Origin of the sequence: Paenibacillus arenilitoris (assembly GCF_014705655.1) — a bacterium.
Taxonomy (GTDB): Bacteria; Bacillota; Bacilli; order Paenibacillales; family Paenibacillaceae; genus Pristimantibacillus; species Pristimantibacillus arenilitoris.
Genome location: NZ_JACXIY010000034.1, coordinates 47,735 through 74,432, shown reverse-complemented (window position 1 = coordinate 74,432; position 26,698 = coordinate 47,735). Strand labels below are relative to the sequence as shown.

The 26,698-nt window shown below is 52.0% G+C and carries 19 protein-coding genes; 17 read left to right on the top strand and 2 right to left on the bottom strand.

Annotation, left to right across the window (positions count from 1 at the left end; genetic code table 11):
* Positions 1-96 precede the first annotated feature (96 nt).
* The 5 genes from IDH41_RS24365 to glmS all read left to right on the top strand — a co-directional run bounded on the left by IDH41_RS24365 (position 97) and on the right by glmS (position 6,909).
* Positions 97-735: a zf-HC2 domain-containing protein gene (locus IDH41_RS24365; protein WP_190865780.1), complete on the top strand. Its 639-nt coding sequence runs from the start codon at positions 97-99 to the stop codon at positions 733-735.
* Between the two features lie 140 nt (positions 736-875).
* Positions 876-1,724 (top strand): diadenylate cyclase CdaA, encoded by an 849-nt coding sequence (cdaA, locus tag IDH41_RS24360; protein WP_190865778.1) that lies wholly within the window; start codon positions 876-878, stop codon positions 1,722-1,724.
* Positions 1,717-3,105: a CdaR family protein gene (locus IDH41_RS24355; protein ID WP_190865776.1), complete on the top strand. Its 1,389-nt coding sequence runs from the start codon at positions 1,717-1,719 to the stop codon at positions 3,103-3,105. Before cdaA ends, IDH41_RS24355 begins: the two co-directional genes overlap by 8 nt.
* A gap of 59 nt (positions 3,106-3,164) precedes the next feature.
* Positions 3,165-4,505, top strand: a complete 1,341-nt coding sequence (gene glmM / locus IDH41_RS24350; RefSeq protein WP_190865774.1) for a phosphoglucosamine mutase — start codon at positions 3,165-3,167, stop codon at positions 4,503-4,505.
* A 571-nt stretch (positions 4,506-5,076) separates the two neighbouring features.
* Positions 5,077-6,909 carry a glutamine--fructose-6-phosphate transaminase (isomerizing) gene (gene glmS, locus IDH41_RS24345; RefSeq protein WP_190865772.1) on the top strand — a complete coding sequence of 611 codons (1,833 nt, stop codon included), beginning with the start codon at positions 5,077-5,079 and terminating at the stop codon, positions 6,907-6,909.
* A 429-nt stretch (positions 6,910-7,338) separates the two neighbouring features.
* On the opposite strand, the gene IDH41_RS24340 is transcribed toward glmS, so the two are convergent.
* On the bottom strand, positions 7,339-7,743 hold the full coding sequence (locus tag IDH41_RS24340; protein WP_190865770.1) for a very short patch repair endonuclease: 405 nt from the start codon (positions 7,741-7,743) through the stop codon (positions 7,339-7,341).
* 94 nt (positions 7,744-7,837) lie between these two features.
* Here IDH41_RS24340 and IDH41_RS24335 point away from each other — a divergent pair, with 94 nt between their 5' ends.
* Genes IDH41_RS24335 through IDH41_RS24325 form a run of 3 tightly spaced genes read left to right on the top strand, consistent with a single transcriptional unit; the run spans position 7,838 to position 11,361 of the window.
* Positions 7,838-8,935: a DNA cytosine methyltransferase gene (locus IDH41_RS24335; RefSeq protein WP_190865768.1), complete on the top strand. Its 1,098-nt coding sequence runs from the start codon at positions 7,838-7,840 to the stop codon at positions 8,933-8,935.
* 12 nt (positions 8,936-8,947) lie between these two features.
* Positions 8,948-10,354, top strand: a complete 1,407-nt coding sequence (locus tag IDH41_RS24330; protein ID WP_190865765.1) for an ATP-binding protein — start codon at positions 8,948-8,950, stop codon at positions 10,352-10,354.
* The gene (locus tag IDH41_RS24325; protein ID WP_190865764.1) at positions 10,351-11,361 is read left to right on the top strand and encodes an O-methyltransferase; all 1,011 of its coding nucleotides are present in this window, start codon (positions 10,351-10,353) and stop codon (positions 11,359-11,361) included. The genes IDH41_RS24330 and IDH41_RS24325 overlap by 4 nt, the downstream gene beginning before the upstream one ends.
* Before the next feature lie 251 nt (positions 11,362-11,612).
* Here IDH41_RS24325 and IDH41_RS24320 read toward each other — a convergent pair whose 3' ends face one another.
* On the bottom strand, positions 11,613-13,988 hold the full coding sequence (locus IDH41_RS24320; protein WP_190865762.1) for a helix-turn-helix domain-containing protein: 2,376 nt from the start codon (positions 13,986-13,988) through the stop codon (positions 11,613-11,615).
* Between the two features lie 418 nt (positions 13,989-14,406).
* Here IDH41_RS24320 and IDH41_RS24315 point away from each other — a divergent pair, with 418 nt between their 5' ends.
* From IDH41_RS24315 to IDH41_RS24275, 9 genes are all read left to right on the top strand, one after another.
* Positions 14,407-15,342, top strand: a complete 936-nt coding sequence (locus tag IDH41_RS24315; protein ID WP_397328517.1) for an ABC transporter permease — start codon at positions 14,407-14,409, stop codon at positions 15,340-15,342.
* A 51-nt stretch (positions 15,343-15,393) separates the two neighbouring features.
* Entirely contained in the window at positions 15,394-16,266 is an 873-nt protein-coding gene (locus tag IDH41_RS24310; RefSeq protein WP_190865760.1) for a carbohydrate ABC transporter permease, read from the top strand.
* A 59-nt stretch (positions 16,267-16,325) separates the two neighbouring features.
* On the top strand, positions 16,326-17,879 hold the full coding sequence (locus IDH41_RS24305) for an extracellular solute-binding protein (RefSeq protein ID WP_190865758.1): 1,554 nt from the start codon (positions 16,326-16,328) through the stop codon (positions 17,877-17,879).
* Positions 17,880-17,899: 20 nt separating this feature from the next.
* Positions 17,900-18,853, top strand: coding sequence for an MTP-1 family protein (locus tag IDH41_RS24300; protein WP_223830028.1), 954 nt, complete (start codon positions 17,900-17,902; stop codon positions 18,851-18,853).
* Positions 18,854-19,158: 305 nt separating this feature from the next.
* On the top strand, positions 19,159-21,519 hold the full coding sequence (locus IDH41_RS24295; protein WP_190865756.1) for a helix-turn-helix domain-containing protein: 2,361 nt from the start codon (positions 19,159-19,161) through the stop codon (positions 21,517-21,519).
* 258 nt (positions 21,520-21,777) lie between these two features.
* Positions 21,778-22,635, top strand: coding sequence for an ABC transporter permease (locus IDH41_RS24290; protein WP_190865807.1), 858 nt, complete (start codon positions 21,778-21,780; stop codon positions 22,633-22,635).
* Positions 22,636-22,653: 18 nt separating this feature from the next.
* Positions 22,654-23,535, top strand: a complete 882-nt coding sequence (locus tag IDH41_RS24285; protein ID WP_190865754.1) for a carbohydrate ABC transporter permease — start codon at positions 22,654-22,656, stop codon at positions 23,533-23,535.
* A gap of 36 nt (positions 23,536-23,571) precedes the next feature.
* Entirely contained in the window at positions 23,572-25,152 is a 1,581-nt protein-coding gene (locus tag IDH41_RS24280) for an extracellular solute-binding protein (RefSeq protein ID WP_190865752.1), read from the top strand.
* A 30-nt stretch (positions 25,153-25,182) separates the two neighbouring features.
* Positions 25,183-26,520, top strand: a complete 1,338-nt coding sequence (locus IDH41_RS24275; RefSeq protein ID WP_190865750.1) for a sulfatase-like hydrolase/transferase — start codon at positions 25,183-25,185, stop codon at positions 26,518-26,520.
* Positions 26,521-26,698 lie beyond the last annotated feature (178 nt).

The window sequence follows — 26,698 nt, the reverse complement described above, 5'->3', positions numbered from 1 at the left end:
CCTCAAAAAAAGTGAAACATCCCTCTCGCGTTCAACGTATCCTAATAGCGAGATTAGAACTATTGCGCGAGCAAAGGAAAGAAAGGACTGGCTGCCATGAATTGCAACGTCGCCATCGTATGGATCCATGACTATTTGGACGGCGAGCTGCCGCGAGAAGACATCGCTGCATTGAAGACGCATTTGGCCTCATGTCCGGCTTGTCGCAGTCGGTTTGAACAGCTCCAGAAGACGGACGCCGCGGCGTTCCACACTTTAGAAGCGATTAAGCCTACCGCGGAGTATGACAAGAAGGCATCGGAGCAGCTGACGCAGAGAATCATGCAGCAGCTGCCGAAGCAGAAGAGCAAGGAACGGAACCGATTCGTGCGGTTTATTTACCGGTACCCGGGCGTTACCGCGGCCGCCGTGTTCGCTCTCGTTATGCTGGGGAGCTTCTTTACCATGTGGGAAGAGGATAACAAGCTGGTCGTAGCCGGCGAGGATCTTCAGCAGGTTATTATAGAGGGCAATACGGTCATCGTGCCGGAAGGGGCTCATTTGACGGGCAACCTGACGGTCGAGAACGGCACGGCCGACGTGAAGGGCGAAGTGGCCGGCAACGTAACCGTTATCGACGGCAAGCTGAACCTGGCTTCCACGGGCTATATTGCCGGCCAGAGCCGGACGATCGACCAGGCGCTGGACTGGTTCTGGTACAAAGTAACGGAGACTTTCGGCGGCACTGCCCGTTAAGGCAAGCGGCCTCCCTCGGACGGGGAGGCGTTTTTTTTTATTTTTTTATGAAAAAAGGGTTTCGAGGCGCTCATCTAGAAAATAATAAAGTTGAAATCCGATAATAGATAATTGGCATACGGGTTGTTGGGGGTTGGCAAATGAGTTATTTCACGGATTTAACCTGGCATGATTATGTGAAGGACATTATCGACGTAGCCATCGTAAGCTTTATTATTTATAAAATGATTCTGCTCGTGCGAGGCACGCGGGCCGTGCAGTTGCTCAAAGGGATCTTCGTGCTGGTCGGCGTATGGGGGCTGAGCACCTGGTTCAATCTGTATACGCTGAAATGGCTCATGAATCAAATCTTCACCTTCGGGATCGTAACGGTGCTGATCATCTTCCAGCCGGAGCTGAGGAGGGTGCTGGAGCAGCTCGGCCGCGGCAAGCTGTTCGCGCGCTCGTACTCGTTGGAGCGGGATATCGTCAGCGAGCAGGTCGACGGCGTCATCAAGGCGGTGCGGTTCATGTCGGAGCGGAAGATCGGAGCGCTGATCGTCTTCGAGCGCAGCACCGGGCTCAGCGAATTGGTCGAATCGGGCATACAGATGGAATCGAAAATCACGTCGGAGCTGCTCATCAACATTTTCACCCCGAATACGCCGCTGCATGACGGCGCGGTCATCATCCGGGGCAATCAAATTATGGCTGCGGGCTGCTACTTGCCGCTGTCGGAAAATCCTTTTATCAGCAAGGAGCTCGGAACCCGCCATCGCGCGGCGATCGGCGTAAGCGAAGTGACGGACGCCGTATCCGTAACGGTGTCGGAGGAGACCGGGCAAGTGTCGCTCTCGCTCGGCGGCATGATCGTGCGGGACATTAACGAGGAATCGCTGATCTCGAAGCTGTATGACGAACTGACGCCGAAGGTGAAGACAAACGGGCAACAAAAGGAACGGCTATCGTTGGTGTCGTTCTTTAAGCGGAAAGGAGGCCGTGATGGATAAATGGCTGAGTCATCCGACTGCGCTCAAAATTATTTCGGTCATTCTCGGCTTATTGCTGTGGGCGGTCGTCCACATCGACCCCGAATCGACGCCCCAGACGGTTATGACGACAAGCATCGATACGAAAATTATAGAAGCGGCCAAAATTATCCCGCAAGGCTATGACGCGGAGAAGTACGCTTTGACGGCGATGGAGCCGACGGTGGTGCGGATCGTCGTGCAGGGCCGGATATCGGATCTGCTCGCCGCGGCGTCGATCGAGGACTATCCGGTAACGGTAGACCTGAAGGACGCGAAGCCGGGCATACAGGAACTGCCTCTGACCTTGGATATGCCGAAAGGAATCGAGCTGGTGGAGATGTCGCCGCGGACGGTGACGGTACAGCTTGAGGAAATATTGACGAAGCCGTTCGAGCTTCAGATCGACGTCACCGGCAAGCCGGCGGACGGCTTCGTTGCGGGAACGCCGACGCTGGTCGAGCCTACGGGCGAGGTTCAAGTGACGCTGCCGAAGGACGATATGAGCCGCGTCGGCCTTGTATCGACGGAGATTAACGTGGACGGCGAGGATAAGACCGTCTCGAATAAGAGAGCGAAGGTCGTCGTCTACGATACCGAAGGCGTGGAGATGACGAACGCGGTCGTATCGCCGGAGACGGTGCATGTCGAAGCGAGGGTGACGCCGCCGTTCAAATCGGTGCCGCTTCACGTCCGATATACGGGAACCTTGCCGGACGGACTCAGTCTCGTATCGGTGAAGCCTTCGATCGCCGAAGTGACCGTGTACGGGGATACGAAATCGCTCGAAGGCGTGCAGGTCTACGACGGCGCCGTCCTGGATCTGTCCAAGGTGGAGGAATCGGGAACCTTTCAAGTGAAGACGCAGCTCATTGATGGCGTTAAAATCATCGAGCCGGCGGAGATCGACGTGGAAGTCGTCGTTGCTCCGGTCGTGACGCGGACGATGACGGCCATTCCGGTCACGGTCGAAGGCGAAGCGGACGGTCAGACGGCAAAGTTCCTCGTCCCCGCGGACGGGAAATTCAGCCTCACGGTTAGCGGCGCGGAATCCGTTATTTCGAAGCTGACGGCGGCGGACATCCGAATTATCGTGAATGTCGACGGGCTGAAGCCGGGCGTATACGACGTGCCGCTGCAGGTAGACGTCCCGGCTTACGTGCAGATCGTCATCGGAGACGCCGGAACGCTTAGTGTATCGATGGAGATCGTCGACGATGCCGCGGCGGATTCCGGACAGGACGAGGATTCGGAGCCGGTGACGGGCACGCCTTCGGACGTGCCGGAGGAGACGCCGGTTCCCGGCGAGGGAGGCGCCGGGAATGAAGAACCAAGCGACACCGGATCGAATACGAATACTTAAATGATGAAGCGGGTCTAATAGAAAAAATACGCAGCAATCGACAAAGGAGCTATTTCAATATGGGGAAATATTTCGGAACAGACGGCGTGCGCGGAGTGGCCAATCGGGAGCTCACGCCGGAGCTTGCTTATAAAATCGGCCGCTGCGGCGGCTATGTATTAACGAGAACGGCTAGCAAGCCGAAGGTCGTCATCGGCCTCGATACGCGCATCTCCGGGCCGATGCTGGAATCGGCGCTTATCGCCGGTTTGTTGTCGATCGGCGCGAGCGTCGTTCGGCTGGGCGTCGTATCGACGCCGGCTGTCGCGTATTTGACGCGCGAGCTTAACGCGGATGCGGGCGTCATGATTTCGGCGTCGCACAATCCGGTGGAAGATAACGGCATTAAATATTTCGCGGGCGACGGCTTCAAATTGTCCGACGAGACGGAGCTCGAGATCGAGAAGCTGATCGATGCCGAGAAGGATGAGCTGCCTCGTCCGGAAGGCGGCGACATCGGCGCCGTGACGAGCGACGAGGGCGCGAAGCGGCGCTACCTCGATTATTTGAAAACGACGATCAACGGCGGCTTCAGCGGCCTCAAAATCGTGCTCGACTGCGCGAACGGCGCCGCTTACGAGCTGGCGCCCGCCGTATTCCGCGAGTTGGGAGCGGACATTATAACGGTAGGAGCGGAGCCGGACGGTCTGAACATCAACGCGGGCGTCGGTTCGACGCATCCCGAATATTTGCGCGAGCAGGTCGTGAGGCATGGCGCGGATCTCGGGCTGTCGTTCGACGGGGACGCGGACCGGCTGATCGCCATCGACGAGAACGGCGAGGAAGTCGACGGGGACTTTATCCTATGCATCATCGGCGACGCGATGAAGCGGGCAGGCAAGCTGAAGCATGACACGATCGTTACGACGGTCATGGCGAATATCGGTTTCTTCAAGGGCGCGCAGCAAATCGGCCTGAAAACGGCGCAAACCGCGGTCGGCGACCGTTACGTCATGGAGGAAATGCGCCGCGGCGGCTATAATCTGGGCGGCGAGCAGTCCGGGCACGTTATTTTCCTCGATCATATTACGACGGGAGACGGCATTCTGACCGCGTTGCAGCTCGTTGACACGCTGGCGGCTTCGGGCAAGAAGCTGAGCGAGCTCAAGGGGCTCATGCGTAAATACCCGCAGAAGCTCGTCAATGTCCGCGTGGCGGACAAGAGCCTGTACCAAGGCAATCAGGCGATCGAAGCGGCGGTGAAGCAGATTGAGGCGGAGCTCGGCGACAACGGCCGCGTGCTCGTTCGTCCATCGGGAACGGAATCGCTTATCCGCGTCATGGCGGAAGGTCCGGACAAGGAGCAGGTTGAGGCTTACGTCGCGCAAATCGCCGATGTCGTGAAAAAAGAACTAGGTTAACGATTTTTCATTTTATGTCGAAAGCCTGTCGGTTCGTGGAGCCGACAGGCTTTTTATGTCGAATATGGGGTGGGCGAACATGTATTTTTGAGCAACAGGTTGCACTGCCCAGTGAAAATGAATATGATAGAAAGTATGATTCAAGAAGGAGAGCGAGGATAGAGGTTATTTAAGCAAGTTAAGCGCCAGAGCTTGCGTGATGAATGATTTGGTTCCGAACGTGGCAACATGTGAAGAATCGGACATTCATACGGGAAGCTGACGAGGTGAAGGTGTTCGAAGCATTCGGCGGGGACCTTCCGGTAGATGGCAAGCCAACCGAAAGCCGTAACGCAAAAAGACCGGGCGACCGGTCCTACAAACGTGCGGCGGGCTGCCGATGATTGGATTCATTAATTGATCATTGCTCCCGTATGTCCAAGATGCCGCCTGCGAGGTGGGGTCGGGCAGAAGGGTTACCTTTTTCCGCATCAATCGGATTATGGTGTGACAACTTCATATTGGCCCTGCCGCACATGGCTTGGCATCCGGTCTGGACGGGAAATCTACCTTATCGGAGGCTTATTGAATTATGTGTGGAATAGTAGGATATATTGGCAATCGCGGTTCGCAGAACATTTTGCTCGAAGGGTTGAAGAAGCTGGAGTACCGGGGTTACGACTCCGCCGGTATTGCGGTCTTCACGAAGAACGGGCTGGAAATTACGAAATCCAAGGGACGGTTGGCGAATTTGGAAGGACTGCTGAGCGAGGAGCCGCTTGAAGGCACCGTCGGCATCGGGCATACCCGCTGGGCGACGCACGGCAAGCCGTCCGACCTCAATTCGCATCCGCATACCGACAATTCCGCGAAGTTTTCCGTTGTGCATAACGGCATTGTCGAAAATTATTTGAACTTGAAAGAAGAGTTGATTGCAAGAGGCCACTTGTTCGTATCGGAGACGGATACGGAGGTTATCTCGCATCTTGTGGCCGACGAGTACAACGGCAACATCGTCGAAGCGGTGCAGCGCGCCGTGAAGCGCATGCGCGGGGCGTTCGCGCTTGGCGTGTTGACGGAGCACGAGCCGGATCGTCTCGTCGCGGTGCGTTACGCTAGCCCGCTCGTTATCGGTATCGGCGACGGCGAGAACTTTATCGGCTCGGATATTCCGGCGATCCTGGAGCATACGCGCGACGTTTACATCCTGAACGACGGCGAAATGGCCGTATTGACACGCGATGCTGTCGAAGTGATGACGACAGAAGGCGAAACTATTTCCAAGGAAATATTTCATGTCGATTGGGATCTCGTGACGGCGGAGAAAGCCGGATTTGATCACTTCATGCTGAAGGAGATCCATGAACAGCCGAAGGCCTATCGCGACACGATGATGAGCCGTGTGTCGGAAGACGGCAAGTCTGTGGATCTGAAAGAGCTCGGCATGTCGTCCGATTATATCAAGTCGATCCGCAAAGTGCAGATCGTCGCTTGCGGTACGGCATTCCATGCCGGTCTTGTCGGCAAGACGGTCATCGAGACGCTCGCCCGCATCCCGGTAGAGACGGACGTCGCGTCCGAGTACCGTTACCGTTCGCCGATCATTACGCCGGATACGCTCGTCATCGTCGTGAGCCAGTCGGGCGAGACGGCCGACACGCTCGCTGCGCTTCGCGAAGCGCAGCGTAACGGCGCGAAAGTATTGGCCATCACGAACGTTGTCGGCAGCTCGGTCGCGCGCGAAGCGGACTTCGTGCTCATTACGTGGGCCGGCCTTGAAATCGCCGTCGCCTCGACCAAAGCTTACACGTCGCAGCTGATCGCGTTCTACCTGTTCGGACTGCATCTCGCCAGCACGCTTGGCACGCAGAATGCTTCCGCCGTCGCGGAAGTGATCGCCGCCATGCACCAGCTGCCGGACCAGGTGGAGAGCATTCTGGCGAAGTCCGACGTGCTCAAGAAGGTCGCGGAGTCGATCTCGCATCATAAGCATCTGTTCTTCATCGGCCGCGGCATCGACTACGCCGTCGCGCAGGAAGGCTCGCTGAAGCTGAAGGAAATTTCGTATATCCATTCCGAAGCTTACGCGGCTGGCGAACTGAAGCACGGGACGCTCGCGCTGATCGAGGAAAGCATCCCTGTAATCGCTCTTGTTACACAAGAGGAGCTGTACGAGAAGACGCTTAGCAACATTAAAGAAGTGAAGGCTCGCGGCGCTCACGTGCTCGGCGTGGCCAACGAAGGCTTCGAGGAAGAGGCGGGTAAATCGGTCGACGAGCTATTCGTCATTCCGAAGACGCTGCCGCTCCTGTCGCCGGCCCTGTCGGTCGTGCCTCTGCAGCTGATCTCCTACTACGCGTCGCTGGCGCTGGAGCATGATGTGGATAAACCGAGGAATTTGGCGAAGAGCGTGACGGTGGAGTAGGCAAGAGCTTGGCTATAGTGTCGTGGTGTAAACATCACACAAAGTTATCTTAAAGCCTAAATAGTCATCTTACGAGCCGAGCGAGAAGCGGGATCAATTCCTGTTCTCCTCGGTTTTTCACAATGAGTAGGTGAGGGGGAGGCATAGGCAGGTGATGCAAGAGAAAAGTAGGTGATTTGCAGGTTTTACGCATCCAGTCAATGAGATTGAATTCTTTTCATCATTATAAAAAGCGCAGGAATCTGCCTTTGGAGATAGACGCTTAAGGTTAACATCTCAATTTAAGAATGACGATATGATGTTAGAGGCGCCTCTTCATTCGAAAAAGTAAGCATTACCAAAGAGGTAGTGTTATTGACTGGATGCATAGACTATTTGTAAAAATTAATTGAAGTTCATAATTCCCTGATCATTGATTTGATGAAATCATTATCTGAGAAAGTTAATGATTTTCTCGAGGACATCAGGATAATTGAATTTGATATCATGTTCCCAAACTCGGAGTATCTCCCAATTCTTAGATAAATACAGGCTTGATATTTCTTTGTCTCGCTTAATATTTCTTTTAATTTTGGTTTCCCAGAACTCTTTGTTCGTTTTGGGTAATCTGAAATGATCGGGACAACCATGCCAAAAGCATGAATCGATAAAAACAACTTTCTTTTTCTTCTTTAATGAGATGTCGGGCTTTCCCGGTAAACTTTTGGTGTTTTTTCTAAATCGCAGTCCATACTGCCACAAATCTTTTGTGATACGATCCTCAAGCTTAGTATGAGTGGATTTTACAGAGCGCATTATTTCCGACCTTTTTTCTTTAGAAACGTGATCGCTCATAATTACTCCTCTCCTTACTGTCTAAAGAATTTGACGATCGACAAACTTTGATGCTAGTGCTACGATAAAAGAAAAAGTTAAGGTGGAATTGTCATTGAAAGTAATTGATTTATTCGCTGGCGTCGGGGGAATGAGCCTTGGGGCTGCTAAAGCGGGGTTTTCTTTAGCGGGCGCAGTGGAACTTGATCCGATAGCCATTAAGACTCATGAGATTAACTTCCCTAAGAGTGTTCATTTAGAATGCGATGTCTCTGGAATCACAGGAGAAGATCTTAAGCGTGAGTTAAAATTAAACCTTGGGGATCCAGTTGGAATAATTGGCGGTCCTCCATGCCAGGGATTCAGTTCAATGGGAAGAAGAGACGTTGACGATCCACGGAACTCTTTATTTATACATTATTTCCGATTAGTCAGCGAATTACAACCAGACTTTTTTGTAGCAGAAAATGTTCTTGGCATACTTGATTCCAAGTATGATAAAATTAGGGAACAAGCATTTTTGCTACTTAAGAACGACTATACAATTTTACAACCAGTGACGATTAGTGCAAAAGATGTAGGCGCTCCGACCACTCGCACTCGTGTTTTTTTTATCGGTATTAGAAACAATTATAAATCTCTTGTCAGTAAATTTGATTTCAACCTTAAGTCGGAAAAACCTTTTTTTGTCAAGGATGCACTATTGGGATTGTCAAAGGAAGTTAGTTTTAATGAAGGCCATTGGAGTTATACTGAGAAGGTACAGAACTCCTACAGTGAATTAATTTCTAGCCACATACCAGAAGGGATAGGAGATACAGACTCCATTGAACGTTTTCTTATTAATTCGGAAATATCTGGAATGACGGGAACAAAACACACAAAAGAAGTTATAAAACGGTTTGAACGTGTAAAGGAAGGTCAAACTGATAAAGTTTCTAAAGCTCCTAGATTAAGACAAAATGGTTTTTGTCCAACACTTCGAGCAGGTACGGCAAAAGACAAGGGGTCGTATCAAGCTGTAAGGCCTATACATCCGACTGAGAACAGAGTGATTACTCCAAGGGAAGCAGCAAGATTACAAGGATTCCCGGACTGGTTTCAGTTTCACAAAACCAAATGGCATAGCTTTAGACAGATAGGAAATAGCGTGTCTCCTATCGTTTCAGAACATATACTTAATCGAATTAGAGAAGTGCTATTTACAGTTTAAGGATGTGATAAAATGAGCGATGTTCAAAAAATATCAGCGTTTCCTGCAAAGGCTTTCTTTGTAAACATGTTAACAAGAGACATTGAGTTATCCGATGCAATATTAGATTTGTTGGATAACTGTGTTGATGGCGTTTTGAGAAAGCGAAAAGAAATGGGGTTGACTGAAGAAGGCCAAATGCCATATTCAGGATACAAAGCCGAACTAACAATTGATCCTCATCAATTCTCAATTAAGGATAACTGCGGTGGGATTCCTATTGATATAGCTGAGAAGTATGCATTTAGGATGGGGAGAAGTGACGATCGAGACAAGGATTTACCTACGGTTGGTATGTACGGAATTGGTATGAAGAGAGCAATTTTTAAAATAGGTAGAAATTGTAATGTAACTTCTAACACATCAGAGAAAGCGTTTGAAGTTTCAATAACACCAACATGGCTAGAGGATGATGCAGAATGGGAGTTGCCTTTAACACATGTTCCAACTCCAGACGGTGAACCTGGTACAACAATTACAGTCACAGAGCTATATGAAAATATTGCGAATTCTTTCTCGCAAGAGAGATCGAACTTTATCGATCAATTGTTTGAGAATATTGCAAGTCAATATAGTTTTATTATAAAAAAGGGTTTTCAAATTAGTATTAATGATGTGTTAGTTAAACCCATGCCAATTGAATTGCTTTTTGATACAGAGCAGGAGACTGGGATTTCACCTTATGTATATAGCGGGGTTATTGATGATGTAAGTGTATTACTGGAAGTTGGTTTTTATCGACCTACACCGAGTGAAGATGAGTTAGAAGAAGACCAAGATATAAAAAGAACCAAAGATGATTCTGGTTGGACAATTATTTGTAACGATAGAGTAGTAGTATATAAAGACAAGACAATATTAACTGGGTGGGGAGAAGCGAATGTCCCTGCATTTCATAACCAGTTTATTGGAATATCAGGGGTTGTAATTTTCAAATCAAATAAAGCGGAAAAGTTACCTCTAACCACTACTAAAAGGGGCTTGGAAGCATCATCGGTACTATATCTGCAAGTGAAAAATTATATGAGAGAAGGCACGAAGATTTTTACAAGTTACACAAATGTGTGGAAAAAGGACCCTGATAAAGAACGAGAAACTTCTGATCGAGCAAAGCCGATTAATGTACTTGAAATACCAAGTTATATCCCTGAAGAGAAGTGGAAACCGATATTAGTAAATAATAATAGTACAGAAAAAAGATTTATTCCAAATTTACCAAAACCGAGTGTGGAAAATCCACGTAGACAAATTAGATTTATTCGTGAATTGTCAGAAATTAAAAAAGTTGCGGAATATCTTTTTGAGGATCCAAATACTTCTCCAGCTGATGTAGGTAATGCTTGCTTTGATCAGATATTAAGGAGTATTGATGAAGAATGAGCGGAGCATGGGTGCCATATCACTTAAGGTGGAATAAATCAATTGATCGCTCTATTTTTATTGAGTTCTTGACGAAGTTGAATGCATATCAACCTGTTCAAAATTATAGTTACATTGGTTTCGGCGCCGTACATATGGAGGATTTTAAGATTGTGCATTCACTTTTAGGTATTAACGATCTTAAATGTTTAGAGCAGGATACGTACATCCATAAGCGACAAAAATTTAATAGGCCGTTAGCTTGTATTGAACTATGCAATCAATCTAGTGGTGAGTTTATTTCTGATTTCTTCCCAGAAAGAAATAGTATCGTATGGCTCGATTATGCCGATCCACGGCAAATTGGAACGCAAATAAGGGAGTTCCAAGCGTTGCTATCTAAACTTCAAGTATATGATGTGGTAAAAATCACCTTAAATGCAAACCCTAATGCCTTAGTGAATCAAACGGAAGTTAGGCCGCGAACTACAATTGATAAAGAAAAAATGTATCAAGATAGATTTAATAAACTCAAAAGTAGAATGTCAGGAATCATGCCGCAGACAATTAATGCGGACATGATGACAAACACCGGGTTACCGATTGCGATAAATCAAATCATTGAATATTCATCAAAACAGATATTAGATGGGAAGACTAATAGAAGATTCTTTCCTGTTAATTCCTTTGTTTATGCTGATTCCAACCATCAAATGTTAACTTTTACAGGTGTTATTTTAGAACATAATCAAGAGGATTCTTTTATAGAACGAACTGGGTTAAATAATTGGGAGTACTTTTTGAGAGACATTAATGAACCTCATAAAATAGATATTCCTGATCTCACATTACGAGAAAGGATGGAAATTGATTCTTTATTGCCTTGTGATGATTTGGAGAGAATATCAAGTAGGTTATTGACTAGTAATGTGCAATTTGATGAAAATAAAGAGAAATCAATGAGTAAATTAGAAAGTTATATGAAATATTATAGGCATTCGCCATTTTTCACAAAGATATCAGTTTAAATCAATCTATCTAATACTTTATTCTCATTAAGTCTATGTAGAGTCGAATTCTTATTTCTCATAAGCTGACGATTTTCAAAACTGCGTAAAATCAACAACTCCAGTCTAATACGTTAATTCATTGTACAGTAGTTGTGTAAACATCATTCAATGACATCGTAAAGCCTAAATAATAGTCAATTTACGAGCCGAGCGAGAAGCAGGCACCTACCTGTTTTTCCTCGGCTATTTTCGTCTTACTCATTTAATTATTATTCTGGGCTCTGTTGCGCAATCGCAGCTTGCCGACAATCCACTTCGACGAAGCCGCTCCGCTTACGCTCCTCCTTACTCATCACCGCCTCCTGCTCCCGAAAGGCCGACGGAGACAGGCCGTACTTTTTCTTGAACAGCGTGGAAAAGTAAGCCGCATTGTACATCCCGACCGATTCGCTGATTTTGGCGGCGGTCTCGTTGGTCGAAGTCAGGAGAGCCTTGGCCTTCTCCAGTCGGATATGATTCAGATATTCACTGAATGATTGTCCGGTCGATCCCTTGAACAGCTTCCCCAGATAGCTTGGGGACAACCCGGCGATATTGGATACAAGCTCAAGGGATAAATTCGGTTCGGCGTAATGCTCCTGCATATAGATTTGCACCTTCTCGATGACGATGTTATGCTTCTGCGCGTTCATCCAATGGTTTTTCTCCTCGATCAGGCTGCAAATATTGGCGCAGTATCGGATGAAGAGGCTCTCGATTTCCTCCAGGTTCTCGGCCGCCTCGATCTCGGTAACCGCGTCCAGATATTCCGTGAAATTAGAGTCCGGAAGATGCCGCAAATAATCAAAATGCTTGAGCAGGGAGAGCATTAATTGATTGCTGTACGTAATCGCCTGGTTGACCGAGCCGAATGAAATTTGATCGATAAACTGTTCGGTGGTTTCCCGAATGGCGTCCGGTTTGCCGGATTGAACGGCTTCGATCAGCTTCTTCTCGCTATCGGCCGGATAGCTGATCGTTGTCATAATATGCGGCCGGGTCGTCTGGGCATCCAGAATCGACTCTTTGCCATAGATCAATCGATACTTCACATACTGCTGGGCCGAGATATAGGAGAATGAGATGTTTTTTCGGCCATAGCTGATGTCGCCGACCCCGATCGAGACCGTCAGCTTGAAGTATCGCTTCAGGAAGCTCTGTACGTTGCGGAGGGCGGGCTTAAGCTCCTCCGGCCGCTCGTTCGACGCATATTGGCAGATGGCCGCCGCTTCATTTTCCCCCGTAATCAGGTAATCGCATGCCCCGAGAGGCTCCAGCATCTCCTTGGCGATATTGCCCAGGGCGAAGCGCAGCAGCGGCTTCTGTCCGCCTTCCGTTCCCCCTCTTGCCGGCTCCGGATCATCGATTTTGAACACGATCACGCAGAAATAAGACGCTGCAAGCTCCTCGTCGATGTTCCGAACGAGTTCTTCGGGCACGGAGGTATCGGGCGAGTGGCTTCTGAGCAGCGAATGCAGGTAATGCTCCCGGATCGTTCGCGATGAGCGGTTGATCACGAATTGCATCGACTTCTCTCTCTCCTCCAGCGAAGTGAACATTTCCGCCATGACCTGATATTCATCGACGAACGGAGACTTTAGATCGGCTGGATTCTGTATGATCTTCTCGAACAAGGCCGAGAACGGCCTATAAATGCTTTTGCTCAGAAAAATGGACGCAAGCAGCCCGATCAGCACGATCCCTCCCGTCACAAGCAGCGTAACGTTGCGAAGATGATCGATGTTGGAGATCAGACCGGAGTAAGGGGTAACGCTTACAAAATACCAGTCCATTTCCTCGGACTTCACATAGGCAATCAGATGCTTCTCGTTATGAATCGTTGCCGTGAAGCTGTTCTCCGTCTCCTCCTGGCTCAAAATCCGCTGCACGTACGGCGTGCCGGACAAATCGTCCAGAAACAGATTCGAATCCGTGTGAGACAGCACCTTGCCCTCCTTGTTGATGACGAACACGTTGTTGGCCGAGTCCGATTTGCCGATTTTGCGGATCGTCGTCAGGATGGACTGCTCCTCCACGTTGATGTAGATGAGCGGGTTGCTCGCGGATCGCAGCGAATAGTTCGGGTACAGCAGAAAGGTCAGGAACTGCATCGGGGCATCGTTATTTCGGTTGGGAACGGTCAGACTCCGCGGGTAAAACTCCATATATTGCTTGGCGCTGATCGCGTAGAGCGAGGAATCGAACGGCAGCCCCGCCGTATCGACTACCGTGTTCGTGGACGGCCGATAGATCCCGATGCTGTAGATGTACGGATACGCGCTTTGTATCTGGGTCAATTGATGAAAGACATGGTAATTCCTCGTCTTATCCTCCTCCGTGTCATTCAGGAAGGACGTAATCTCCGGCTGCGTAAGCAGGGAATTGCCGATCGTCATCGCTTGGTTATAGACGACGTCGGATGCGTAGCTGATTTGGGACAGCATCGCTTTGGAATTGCGATCGATTTCTTTGATCGCGCTCTTGGAGAAAAAATAAAAGAGATAGGTGGACAGCAGACTGACCGTGAGAAGAATGAGCAGAAAATAGGAAATCGTGAGCTTCTGGAATGCCTTATACCGAACTAGCCGATTCATGGTGATGCGCATGTGGATTCCTCCGATGCAGCTGGTGTCATTTCTTCAATATAGAATAAAGCCGCTTAAAAAGATACGCCATTCCTTAAAAACGAAAAGCAGTTCGGATATTTGAAAGCCCTTTAATCGAATCGCGAAAGCGAAATCCGGTATTTAAAATTGGCAGCGCCTGCCCGCTGATATAGAGTTAAGGCAAGCGGCAACGCAGCCAAGACATGTTCGCTAAGCCCATGCTTCCGAAGCGAGTTTTGCTCGAAGCCGATTTGGGAAGCAATGCTCGCAAAACTAAGCCTATGCTTTCGAAGCGAGTTTTGTACGAAGCCGATACAGGAAGCAGCGCTCACAAAACTAAGCCTATGCTTTCGAAGCGAGTTTTGCTCGAAGCCGATTCGTGAAGCAATGCTCGCAAAACTTTAAGGAGGATAAGAATTTGGAAAAGAGACAGCGACTGGCATTCGGCATGTTCTCGGACATCCGCAAGAACGGAACGTCTTACCTGCTGGTCCTTCCGGCGATGGTATACACTTTTATCTTCGGGTATATGACCTATCCGTATATGGTCATTGCTTTTCAACGCTTCAATTATACAAAGGGCATATTCAATAGCGAATGGGTGGGGTTTCAGAACTTCGAGTTTTTTTTCCGCTCCTACAAGGCGTTGACCGTCACCTTTAATACCATTTTCCTGAATTTGCTATTCATTGTCTTTGGCACGCTGATGGCTCTCGCGATTTCACTCGTGTTGAACGAGCTGCGCAAGAAGCTCTTCGTGAAGGTCAGCCAATCGTTCATGCTGTTCCCTCATTTTATTTCCTGGATCGTGGTCAGCTACGTGTTGTACGCGTTCTTCTCGATGGACATGGGACTTGTCAACCAATGGCTGAATAAGCTCGGCATCGCCTCCGTCAACTGGTACACGGAGCCGGAGGTGTGGCCCGCGATCCTCACGCTGATGCATGTATGGAAGGGAGCGGGGATGAGCGCCGTCATTTATTTGGCGACCATTACCGGCATCGACGAAACGCTGTATGAGGCGGCCGAGATCGATGGGGCGGGCCGATGGCAGATGTGCATGCGCATCACTCTTCCTCTCATGATGCCAACGGTCATCATTCTGACGCTGCTCTCGATCGGCAAAATCATGTACGGCGATTTCGGCATGATCTATGCCTTGGTCGGCGACAACGGCACCTTGTATTCGACCACGGACATCATCGATACGTATGTGTTCCGCTCGCTGCGTCAGATCGGCGATCCTTCCGAAGCGATGGCCGTCGGGCTGTTCCAATCCGTCGTCGGATTCATTCTCGTCTTCGGCACGAATGCGATTACGCGCAAATTTTTCAGAGACGGCGCTTTGTATTAAAATCCCGCCCCGGCATAAGCCTGCCGAAGCAAGGTTTCAGGAGGAATCGTAATGAAGAAGTTTTCCCTCGGCAAGACGGTCATGTATACCCTGATCGCGATTTATTCGGCGGTTTGCCTTGTTCCGATGCTGCTCGTGCTGATGATCTCGATCACGGACGAGGACGCCGTATTGAAGAACGGCTACAGTCTTTTTCCCGAGAAATTTTCCTTGTATGCGTATAAACTGATTTTTACGGGCGGCTCCCAGGTGATGCAGAGTTATGGCATTTCCATCTTCGTCACGATCGTCGGCACGCTTCTGGCGGTTTTGGTGACCTCCATGGCCGGCTATACGCTGGCGAACAAACAGGTGAAGCACCGTAACCTGCTGGCGCTCTATTTTTTCATTACGATGATCTTTTCCGCCGGGATCGTACCTTGGTATTTGATGAACCGCGCGCTCGGTCTGACCGACAACATTCTGGCGCTCATTATTCCGTCGCTTCTGTTCAGCCCGTTCAACCTGTTTCTGGTGCGCAACTTCATGAACGGCGTACCCGATTCGCTGAGAGAGTCGGCGACCATCGACGGCGCCAATGATATTACGATTGCGTTCCGGATCTATCTGCCGCTGTGCATGCCCGTTCTGGCGACGATCGCGCTCTTCTACGGGCTGGATTACTGGAACAACTGGTGGAACGCGATCATGCTTATCGACAGCAAGGATTTGTACCCGCTTCAATTCATGCTGCTGCAGCTGCAATCGGAGATCAGCATGCTGAACGAGATGACGATGCTGGCCGGAACAAGCGAAATGACGCTTCCTTCGGAATCGGTCAAGATGGCGACGGCGATCGTGACGATCGGGCCGATCGTCTTCCTCTATCCGTATTTGCAGAAGTACTTCGTGAAAGGCCTGGTCATCGGTTCGGTCAAAGGCTGATGTCATCCCTTCGGGGTTAACATAAATAAAAGCCATATATAAGGAGGTCATGATTTATTATGAAAAAGAGTTACGCCTTTTTATTAGCCGCGGTACTCGCCCTAACGACATTGATTGGATGCGGCAAGGACTCGAATTCGGATGGAACGGCGGATGAAGGAAACAACGCTTCCGTCCATAACGACAAGTCCGCCGAGACGGTCAAAATCAAATATTTGGTTCCCGGCACGGAGCCGAAGGATTACAAGGAAGTGTTCCGGAAGGTTAACGAGAAGCTGGCCGCGGACGGCGTCGGCGTCGAGGTGGAGAAAGTCTATATTCCGTGGGACGCGTGGGATCAGAAGCTGAACCTGATGCTGTCCACGGGCGAAGAATTCGACCTGTTCCACGTCATGCAGGACCGCACGCCGTTCTCCAGCTACTATAATCGCGGCGCGTTGGCGGACATCTCGGATGCGATCGAAACGTACGGAGAAAATCTGAAGAAGCATATTCCGGACGATATTTTCGACGGGGCCAAAATCGATGGCAAGTATTATGCCGTTCCTTCTTATTGGGTGGAAATGGCGAGCGAAGGCCAGTTCAACATTCGCCGCGACATTCTCCGCGAGAACAATCTCGAAGAGCCGACGACTCCGGCCGAATTGATCGGCGCCTGGGAGACGGTCATGAAGAACTGGAAGGGAAGCAACAAGCCGTATCTGGGCACGCGGGCGGACTTCGACCCGATCTCCCTGCATACGTCCATCCTGCACCGGACATACGATACGTTCCCGTTCACGGTCAGGGATAAGTTCTTCTACGTGAATCAGAACGGCGAGGCCAAGTCCTGGATCGAGACCGAGGAGTTCAAGAAGGACGCCTCCTTCATGCGCGAGCTGTATACGAAGGGACTTACCAATCCCGATATTCTGGTCATGAAGCAGGAGCAGGTCGACGCGCAGATGGAAAGCGGAGAATGGTTCGTCCGCCTCGGAACCGGAGGAAGCTTGAACGGACTCAAGAAGTACAATCCGGAAGCTACGGTAGACGATATCGGCGTCGTATGGTTCAACCCGGAGAAGCAATATTTGCGCCCGCTCACCTTCAAGAACGGAAATGCCGTGCCGGTGAACAGCAAGCATCCGGAAGCGGCGGTCAAATTCATGGATTGGATGCTGGCCAGTCAAGAGAATTACGATCTGGCACTATATGGAATCGAGGGCACGCACTATACCGAGGACGGCGAGAAGGGCTTTAAGCCGATCCGGGATCCGGAGAACAACAACAACTCGAGATACAGAGGCTCCGATTCGCAGAACGGCAACGTCAACTTCATGCGTTTCGACCTGGAGAGCAGCATTCCCGACAACAACAAAGTGTTGTTCGAGCCAAATCCGAATGCGGTCAACAGCATCGCGGCGAACTTTGTTTTCGACCCGACGAACGTAAGAACCGAGTATACCAACATTTTGTCGGAAGCTTCGGCGAGCATCACTCCGATTTATATGGGCGTTCAAGAATACGACAAAGCGTTCCCGGCTGCGCTCGAGAAGATGCGGAAGGCCGGTCTGGATAAGGTCGTGGCGGAATATCAGAAGCAATTCCAGGAATACCTGGACGCTCAGAAATAATCAAAAGGAAGGCGTGGAGAATGGTGACCCTGAAGAAACGAAGACTTGAATTCGAAGCGGCAAAAAAGATCTATGAAAGCGCGACGCTAGTCTTTCACGGCGTGGACGGTTTCGATGTCTACAATATTTCGATTCCGTTCATGCGGGACGGGAAGCGCTATTTGTTCGGGCGGGTGGAGCGCCGCGAAGAGTGGGCCCGCTCTTGGGTCCGCCTGTTCGAGGAGACGGGACGGGATGAATGGACCGTGGTGAAGGACAGCATGATCTACACGCTGGAGGACCCGTACATTACCGAGATCGGCGACGAGCTTGTCATGGGCGGGACGCATGTGCAATATGAGCGCGGCAAATACAGCACGTTTTTCGGCTATTTCTACCGGGGCACCGACCTCCACGATTTGTACTACTTCACGACCGGTCCTAACAAAATGAAGGATATCCGCCTTGTTCCGCTTCCGGACGGCAAGATCGGCGTCTTCTCGCGTCCGCGCGGCGCGGAGATGAGAAGCAAATACGGAAGCGAATCGATGATCGGCTTCACGGTCATTGACAGCCTGGATGAGCTGACGGCGGACGTCATCGAGAAAGCGCCATACATTCACGGCATCTTCGGGGAAGGCGAATGGGGAGGCGTCAACCAGGCATATCTGCTGGATAGCGGCAAGATCGGCATTATCGGCCACATTAGCTACCGGGATAAGGACGAGAACGGCGGGGAATTGAGGGTGTATTTGAACATGGCCTTCGTCTTCGATCCCATCACCCGGGAGTCCTCGGACCTTCATCTCATTGGAAGCCGTTCCTGCTACCCGCCGGGGCCGGCCAAGATGCCGTATTTGGTCGACTGCGTCTTTGCTTCGGGCATCGTGATGCGTCCGGACGGCAAGGCCGATCTGTACAGCGGCATTGGCGATTGCCAGGCGGGACGCATTACGATCGACTATCCGTTTGCGGGACATGGGCGTTTAGTTTAGAGGGAAAAGATTGGAGGCTGCGAATCCCGCGAATGGCACATACAATGGCGCTGTCGATTACGCCTCTTTTTTGCGTGCCGCTGATTTGGTGGCTGTAACGCTTGAGCTATAAGCTGACGCTGATCCTTCATCAGTGTCGGCTTTTTTCGTTGCTATCCCCGTAAATGTCCTTTATAACCCCAAAAAGCACCCCCTGGCAAAATTAGCACGGTCATCCGTTCGGCATTGTATGGTAAGATGTTGGATAATCTGAATGGGCTTGTTTGCTTGGAGAGACGAAAATAGCCGGAAAGAGGGGGCCATCTATGAAGACGAAGCTGTCGAGTCGGTTTTACAAGTATTTGATTTCCTACATGCTGTTAATGCTTATCATCCTATTGGCGGCAGGAAGTCTGGCTTATGGCCGACTATCCGATTTGCTGCAACGCAACGCCGATTCCGTAAGTGCTTCCATATTGGCCGAGGTCAAGCTGAAGTCGGAAGCCTACTTGCAGGAGATGGAACGCATCGCCCTGCAGATCCCGATGAATCCGCAGCTGAATCCGTACGCGCTCGCCCAGGGCGGATACGAAAGCTATCAAGCTTTGAAGCAGATGCGCATGTACGCGACCAGCTCTTCTTTTATTTACGATATGGCCGTCGGCTACGGCGGCGAGGAAGCGATACAAACGATCAGCTCCAACGGCACGTACGATTATGCTTCTTTTCTGCAATCGTACGCGTTCGGGCAGCCTTATGCGGCAATGATTGAAGAACATGTGAAGGACAGCAAGGAGCCGCTTATCGTATCCCGCCGGACCCATGCTTATGGCTCGGTCAGTCCTTTTTTGTTGTATGCGTACCCGTTTCCGGGATCGCGCGGCGAAGAGCTGCGATTTGCGACCTTCGTCATTCGGGAACAGCATTTCACGTCGATGATTCACCGGGTGCTGCAAGGGTATGACGGGTATTTCTATATGCTGGATCGGGACAATCGTCTCATTACGTCCACGGGATTCGGCCGCCCGCCCGGCCGTCAGGAGCAATGGCTCGAATTGGTGACGAACGATGCGAATGCCGTAGACGGGAAGCAGCCGGATGCGTCCTCGGTTTCCCGGCTTCGCTTCACTTCGGAAGCGAACGGCTGGACGTACGTGCTGGTTATGCCCAAAGGGCAGTTCCTGAAGGAAACCCGGTCGATCACAAGGCTGTATGTCCTTTCCGTGCTGGGCATTTTTGTATTCGGCCTGCTTCTTTCCTATATGTTCGCCAGACAAAATTACCGGCCGTGGCGCTTGCTCGCGAGTACGGTGAAATCCGAAGGAGCTCCCTTGCGGATGACGGCGGCGCCTGCGCCGGGGCTCTTCCGTGTCCGTGCCGGGGATGAGCCGCCTACGTCTGCAAGGGCGACTAGCGATGAATATTCGATCGTGGCCAAAGCCTTCCACGAATTGACGAGGGAGAACAGCTCTCTCTATTCCCGGATGAAGCAAGGCAGCCGGCTGCTGAAGGAGCAGTATGTGCTCTCGATGATACGAGGAGAAGAAAGCAAGCGGAAGGAAACGGCGCAGATGCTCGACGATCCGCGCTTTTTGCTTCTTCACCCTTCCTACGCCGTTATGCTGCTCCGGATTGACAATTCATCCCGGCTGATGCGCATGAATTCGCAGTCGCAGCTGGAAGCGCAAATCTTCGCCTTGATGAATATTGCCGAGGAATTGGCGGAACGGCTGGGCGGGCGCTATACGCTGCAATTGTCCGAGCCCGGCTCGGTCGCTCTTGTGCTCAACCTCGAACCCGGTCATGGCGTGCAGCATGAGCTTGAGGTGCTCGCAGGGCAAATTATCGATGTATACGCCCGCTATTTTCGTTATTCGGTCACCGCCGGGATCGGCTCGGTAGTCGATGACCGTTCAAAGGTGGGGCAATCGTTGAAAGAAGCGGAGGAAGCGGCGCAATATCGTTATTACGAGGGCCCGGGCCATGTGATGACCTACGCATCCGTTAAGCCGCTGGCGGATCGCCCTTATCACCATCCGTTTCCTAGCGAGAATCGCTTGCTGCTCGCGATCAAGGAAGGCCATTCCGCCGAGGCGGCGCAGGCGATCGGCGAGATCGCTTCCGCGATGAGGGAGCAATGCGTCGTTCCGCGCTCCTCCAGAGAAGTATGGAAGCGTATAGGAATGGAGATCGCGCGAAGCCTGGGCGATGCGGACGAGGAGTGGATTCGGCAGGAGAAGGAAGCGCTGCGGCAATTCTGGCAGTCGGCAAACGAGCAGTTAAACGATATTGAACGCCAGTTGACCAACCTATGCGCAAGCTTGTGCGAATATGCGGAGAACAGCAAGGAAAGCAAGCATTCGGCCCTGCTCGAGCAGTTGATGCAATGGGTCCATCAGCGTTATACGGACTGCGGGGTGTCGCTGGAGACGGTTGCCGACGAGGCGGGGCTGTCGCCATCCTACGCGACGCGCTTCTTCAAAAATCATACGGGGTTCTCCTTGATGCAATACATCGACAAGCTGCGGATGGATAAAGCAAAGGAATTGCTGCGCACGACCGATCTCAAAATCGGCGAAGTCATCGAGCGTTCGGGATACGTGGACGAGGCTAATTTCCGCCGCAAATTCAGAAAGCAGGAAGGCGTGTCTCCGATCAAATACAGGAGCATCAGCAGACTCGGGTAAGCCGTCCGCGGGCGCTCTCCCGGCGCGGGGAAAGCATTGCACGGCAATAAAAAATAAGCACGGTACGGCAGGTCAAAATTTGCACGCCCTCTCAGAGCTGCTTGTTTACAGGGCGGGAAGCCGGCGGGTAGGCTTAGGAAACGGCAGGCGGATGAGCGAAGCACATGGCCGCTCCGATAAGAACATTGCCGCGGGAAGGGCGATAAGAGAGGAGGAATCCAGTTGAAGAAAGTCATCCCGAACTTCCAGCTCTACCTCATGTTGGTTCCCGTTCTTCTATTCTTCGGCGTCTTTCATTATTGGCCGATGTACGGGGTCCAGATCGCGTTCAAGCGGTTTTCGGCGATGAAAGGGATTTTGGGGAGCGAATGGGTCGGGTTCGAGCATTTCGAGCGGTTTTTCCATTCTTTTTACTTCATGCGGCTGCTGCTGAATACGATCGGGATCAGCTTGTATGAGCTTGCCGTGGCGTTTCCCGTGCCGATCATCCTGGCGCTCATGATTCATGAGGTCGGCGGCAAACGATTCAAAAAAGCGGTGCAGACGGTCACGTATGCGCCCCACTTTCTGTCGGTCGTCGTGATGGTCGGCATGCTCGCGACCTTTCTGTCGCCGACGACCGGTGTCGTCAACCACTTGCTTTCGTTTATGGGCTTCGAGAGGATCTCGTTCATGACCGAGCCCGGGTGGTTCAAAACGCTGTTTGTCGGCTCGCATGTGTGGCAGAATGCCGGATGGAGCTCGATCATCTACATCGCGGCGCTTACCGCCATCGATCCGCAGATGCACGAGGCGGCGGCTATCGACGGGGCGAGCCGGCTGCAGCGCATCTGGCATATTAATCTGCCGGGCATCTCGTCCACGATCGTCATTCTTCTGATTCTGAATATCGGCTCGATCATGAATGTCGGCTTCGAGAAAATCTTTCTTATGCAGAACGACTTGAACATCGCCTCATCGGACGTGTTCGCCACGTACGTGTACCGCAGCGGCATCCTGGGCGCGCAATACAGCTTCGCCGCCGCGGTGGGACTGTTCAACTCGATCGTCAATCTTATTCTGCTGGTCGCCGTCAATCTGACCGCGCGCAGGGTCAGCGGGAACAGCCTGTGGTAGGAAGGGAGGGCAGAAAAGATGATTCATAAGACCAGGAACGATAAAATCTTCGATACGCTCAACACCGTCATTTTGAGCCTGATCCTGATCGTCGTGCTTTACCCGCTCGTATTCGTGCTCAGCGCATCGATCAGCAATCCGTTATTGGTCATCCGCGGCGAGGTATTGCTCTTTCCGAAAGACATGACGTTACAGGCTTACGCCCGCGTGTTCCGGGACGGCGAGGTGCTGGGCGGATTCATGAATACGCTGCTTTACGCCTCGACGGGGACGCTCATCAATCTGGCGATGACGACGATGGGGGCTTACCCGCTGTCCCGGCCGAACCTCCAAGGACGCAAAGTCATCATGCTCGTTATTTTGATGACGATGTTTTTCAACGGCGGTCTGATCCCGACTTATATGGTGGTCAAATCGATCGGCATTATCAATACGTATTGGGCCATGGTGCTGCCGGGCGCGATATCCGTCTTTCATTTGATCGTCATGCGGACGTTTTTCGAGAATATCCCCCAGGAGCTTCACGAAGCGGCGGTTATCGACGGCAGCTCGCAGATTCGTACGCTTTGGTCCGTTGTCTTGCCGTTATCGCTGCCGATCATGGCGGTGATGACGTTATTTTACGGCGTGTTTCACTGGAATTCGTTCTTCAACGGCCTGATCTATCTCTCCGATCAAAGCAAATACCCGCTACAGCTCATCATGCGGGACATTCTCATCAACAGCCAGATGCAGGATATGATGAACCTGGCCGACGAATCGGCGGTTCAGCAGCAGCTGATGGGCGAGAGCATCAAGTATGCGCTCATCGTCGTGACGAGCTTGCCCGTACTGGCGCTCTATCCGCTCTTGCAGCGCTACTTTGTTCAAGGCGTGATGATCGGGGCGATCAAAGGATAAGATGCGGGATCAATGAATAAACAGGGGGGCAGAACGATGAAAAAGCTCAAGTTAATCGTCTCCGGCGCGACCGCGGCAGCGATGGTGCTGGCCATGACGGCATGCGCTTCCGATTCGGGCAATCCGGAGGCAAGCAACGACGGAGAGGGCGGCGACCGTCCGATTTCGCTGCGGATGCTTACTTCCGTATCGCCGGTTTATGCGGATTTTGATAATATGATGGTGTGGAAGGAATATGAAGCGAAATCGGGCATCCACGTCAATTGGGAACAGGTGCCGGATACCAGCTTCGTGGAGAAGCGGAATATTTTGCTGGCCAGCGGGGACGTGCCGGATGCGATCTTCCGCGCGCAATTGCAGAACTCCGATCTGGTGAAATACGGAGCGGACGGCGTCTTCATCCCGCTTAACGATCTGATCGAGGAGCACGCGCCGAACTTGAAGAGGATCTTCGAGCAGTATCCGGAGGTCAAGGAAGGCATTACGCAGCCGGACGGCAATATTTATTCGCTCCCGTTCATTAACGATTTTCCGTCGGCGAATTACGGGTCCAAGCTGTTTCTGAACGAGAAGTGGATGAACAAAATCGGTGCCGCCGAGCCGACTACGACGGAGGAGTTCTACGAGCTGCTGAAAGCGTTCAGGGACAAGGACGCGAACGGCAACGGCCAGATGGATGAGGTGCCTTTGACCGCGCCTAGCATCGATTCGATTTCGCACGCGCTTCGCGGATTCTGGGGCCTCGGCAATCGCGGCAGCGCCCACCCGTACGTCGATATGGACGAAGAGAAGCAATCGCTTCGGTTCATCCCGGCGGACGCCCGGTATAAGGAGCTGCTGGCGTTCATGGCGCGACTCTACAAAGAGAAGCTGCTCGACGAAGAGATCTTTACGATGAACAACGCGAAGATGACGGCCAAAGGCGAGGCGGACACGGTGGGCAGCTTCGTCTTTGTCAATCCGGTGCCGATCGGTCAGACGACGAAGGACGATTTTGCCGGGATGAACGCGCTCGTCGGGCCTCACGGGGATCAGCTCATCGCCGGCGTCAACCCGACGATGCGCGTCTCGGGCGCATTTGTCATTACGAGCGTCAATCCGTATCCGGAAGAAACGATGAAATGGGCCGATTATTGGTATTCCGAGGAAGGGATGAAGCTGTTCTTCATGGGCGTGGAGGGCGAGACTTTCCGAACGGTTGGCAACGATCAGTACGAGTATGTCGAGGAGATCACCAAAAATCCGAACGGCTTAACGCTGGACGAAGCCGTGGGTCAATATCTCGCTTGGCCGGGCTCGGGTCAGCCGACGATGCAGACCGAGAAGTTCTCCAAAGGCGGCGCCAGCTACCCTTCGGCTCTGGCAGGCACGGAGAAAGTAAGCGACTATTTCCCGGATGAAGTGTGGCCGGCCTTCACGCACACCGATGAAGAATCGGCTCTGCTGGCATCGATCGGCAACGACTTGACCACCTACGTCAATGAAATGACGGTGCGGTTCATTACGGGCGCCGCTTCCTTCTCCGAGTGGGACAATTACATTCAAACGTTGGGACGCATGGGGCTCGAGCAGTATATGGACGCTTATCGGCAAGCGTACGAACGCTATAGCGGTTAGCGATTGACTTAAAGAAGGAGAGTGCGCGGTATGAAGGAAAGAAGGCCGAACGTCATCGTGTTTATGACGGATGATCAGGGCTATGGAGACTTGTCATGCATGGGATCAACGGATGTGAGGACGCCGCATATCGACCGCTTGGCGGCCGGCGGCGCCCGGTTCACCGACTGGTACGCGGCCAGCGCCGTCTGCTCGCCGTCCCGGGCATCCCTGCTGAGCGGCAGATATCCGGGCAACGCCGGCGTGCGCTCGATTCTGGGCGGCAGAAGGCAGACCAGCGGGTTGATGACGAAGGTCCCCACGCTGTCTTCGGAGCTGAAGAAGCTCGGTTATTCGACCGGCCTGTTCGGCAAATGGCATCTCGGCGTTCGGGACGATTGCCGCCCGGAGCAGCATGGCTTCGACGAAACGTTCGGTTTCATGGCCGGCTGCATCGACTATTATTCGCATATTTTTTATTGGGGCAGCCCGCATAACCCGCTTCACGACCTCTGGCATAACGGACGGGAAGTGCATGAGGACGGGGAATACTTCACCGATCTGGTGACGCGGCGTGCGGTAGGGCATATTCGGGCCATCGCAAACGAGGATCAGCCGTTCTTCCTGTACGTGGCCTACAACGCGCCGCATTATCCGATGCATGCCCCGAGCAAGTACACGGATCGCTTCGCGCATCTGCCTTGGGACCGCCGCATAATGGCGGCGATGCTCAGCGCCGTCGACGACGGGGTCGGCGAGATCGTGGCGGAGCTGGAGCGGCAAGGAGTGCGGGACAACACGTGCATCTTCTACCAGAGCGACAACGGCCCGTCGCGCGAGTCGCGCAACTGGCTCGACGGTACGGAGGATCCGTACTACGGCGGTTCGGCCGGCATGCTGAAGGGCCACAAATTCAGTCTGTACGAAGGCGGGATACGCGTGCCGGGCATTTGGAACTGGCCGGCGAAGATACCCGCGGGCCAGACGATTTCCGAGCCGTGCTGTGCCGTCGACGTCCTGCCTACGATTCTCCGCGCGGCGGGGGGCGGCATGGAAGGCCGGGAATGCGACGGCGTGGATCTGCTGCCTCTGCTCTCTCGGGGAGAAGCGCTGCCGGAACGCGAGCTGTACTGGGAGCTGGGCAAGCAGACGGCGGTCCGCCGCGGCGATTGGAAGCTCGTGCTGAACGGCCAGCTGGAGGAAGGCGCGCCCGCCGGGGATGACGTACACCTGGCCAATGTGGCCGCCGATCCGGGAGAGCGGGTGAATGAGCGCGCCGCGCATCCCGAGCTGGTAGAGGAGCTTTCGTCGAAGGCGCTGCGCTGGCGTGAGGGGATCGAGGCGCGCTGGGAACGGGAGTGGTCCGAGAAGGCAAGCATGCACCGGTAAGTCGGCCACCCGGGTTTTAAGTCAAATAGGAAGCAAAAGAAAGACAGGATGATCGGGCGATCATTCTGTCTTTTTTGTGGTTGGGCTTATAGGGCGGTGCTAGTACTGACTTAAGTTATTACAAAAATTATTTTAAGAAAGTACATTTTTATAACGGAGTCTCGAGCGTACAATTACT

Coding starts and splice junctions, on each gene's coding strand:
- IDH41_RS24365 (WP_190865780.1), top strand. CDS start 97: ATGAATTGCAACGTCGCCATCGTATGGATCCATGACTATTTGGACGGC.
- cdaA (WP_190865778.1), top strand. CDS start 876: ATGAGTTATTTCACGGATTTAACCTGGCATGATTATGTGAAGGACATT.
- IDH41_RS24355 (WP_190865776.1), top strand. CDS start 1,717: ATGGATAAATGGCTGAGTCATCCGACTGCGCTCAAAATTATTTCGGTC.
- glmM (WP_190865774.1), top strand. CDS start 3,165: ATGGGGAAATATTTCGGAACAGACGGCGTGCGCGGAGTGGCCAATCGG.
- glmS (WP_190865772.1), top strand. CDS start 5,077: ATGTGTGGAATAGTAGGATATATTGGCAATCGCGGTTCGCAGAACATT.
- IDH41_RS24340 (WP_190865770.1), bottom strand. CDS start 7,743: ATGAGCGATCACGTTTCTAAAGAAAAAAGGTCGGAAATAATGCGCTCT.
- IDH41_RS24330 (WP_190865765.1), top strand. CDS start 8,948: ATGAGCGATGTTCAAAAAATATCAGCGTTTCCTGCAAAGGCTTTCTTT.
- IDH41_RS24325 (WP_190865764.1), top strand. CDS start 10,351: ATGAGCGGAGCATGGGTGCCATATCACTTAAGGTGGAATAAATCAATT.
- IDH41_RS24320 (WP_190865762.1), bottom strand. CDS start 13,988: ATGCGCATCACCATGAATCGGCTAGTTCGGTATAAGGCATTCCAGAAG.
- IDH41_RS24310 (WP_190865760.1), top strand. CDS start 15,394: ATGAAGAAGTTTTCCCTCGGCAAGACGGTCATGTATACCCTGATCGCG.
- IDH41_RS24305 (WP_190865758.1), top strand. CDS start 16,326: ATGAAAAAGAGTTACGCCTTTTTATTAGCCGCGGTACTCGCCCTAACG.
- IDH41_RS24300 (WP_223830028.1), top strand. CDS start 17,900: ATGGTGACCCTGAAGAAACGAAGACTTGAATTCGAAGCGGCAAAAAAG.
- IDH41_RS24295 (WP_190865756.1), top strand. CDS start 19,159: ATGAAGACGAAGCTGTCGAGTCGGTTTTACAAGTATTTGATTTCCTAC.
- IDH41_RS24290 (WP_190865807.1), top strand. CDS start 21,778: ATGTTGGTTCCCGTTCTTCTATTCTTCGGCGTCTTTCATTATTGGCCG.
- IDH41_RS24285 (WP_190865754.1), top strand. CDS start 22,654: ATGATTCATAAGACCAGGAACGATAAAATCTTCGATACGCTCAACACC.
- IDH41_RS24280 (WP_190865752.1), top strand. CDS start 23,572: ATGAAAAAGCTCAAGTTAATCGTCTCCGGCGCGACCGCGGCAGCGATG.
- IDH41_RS24275 (WP_190865750.1), top strand. CDS start 25,183: ATGAAGGAAAGAAGGCCGAACGTCATCGTGTTTATGACGGATGATCAG.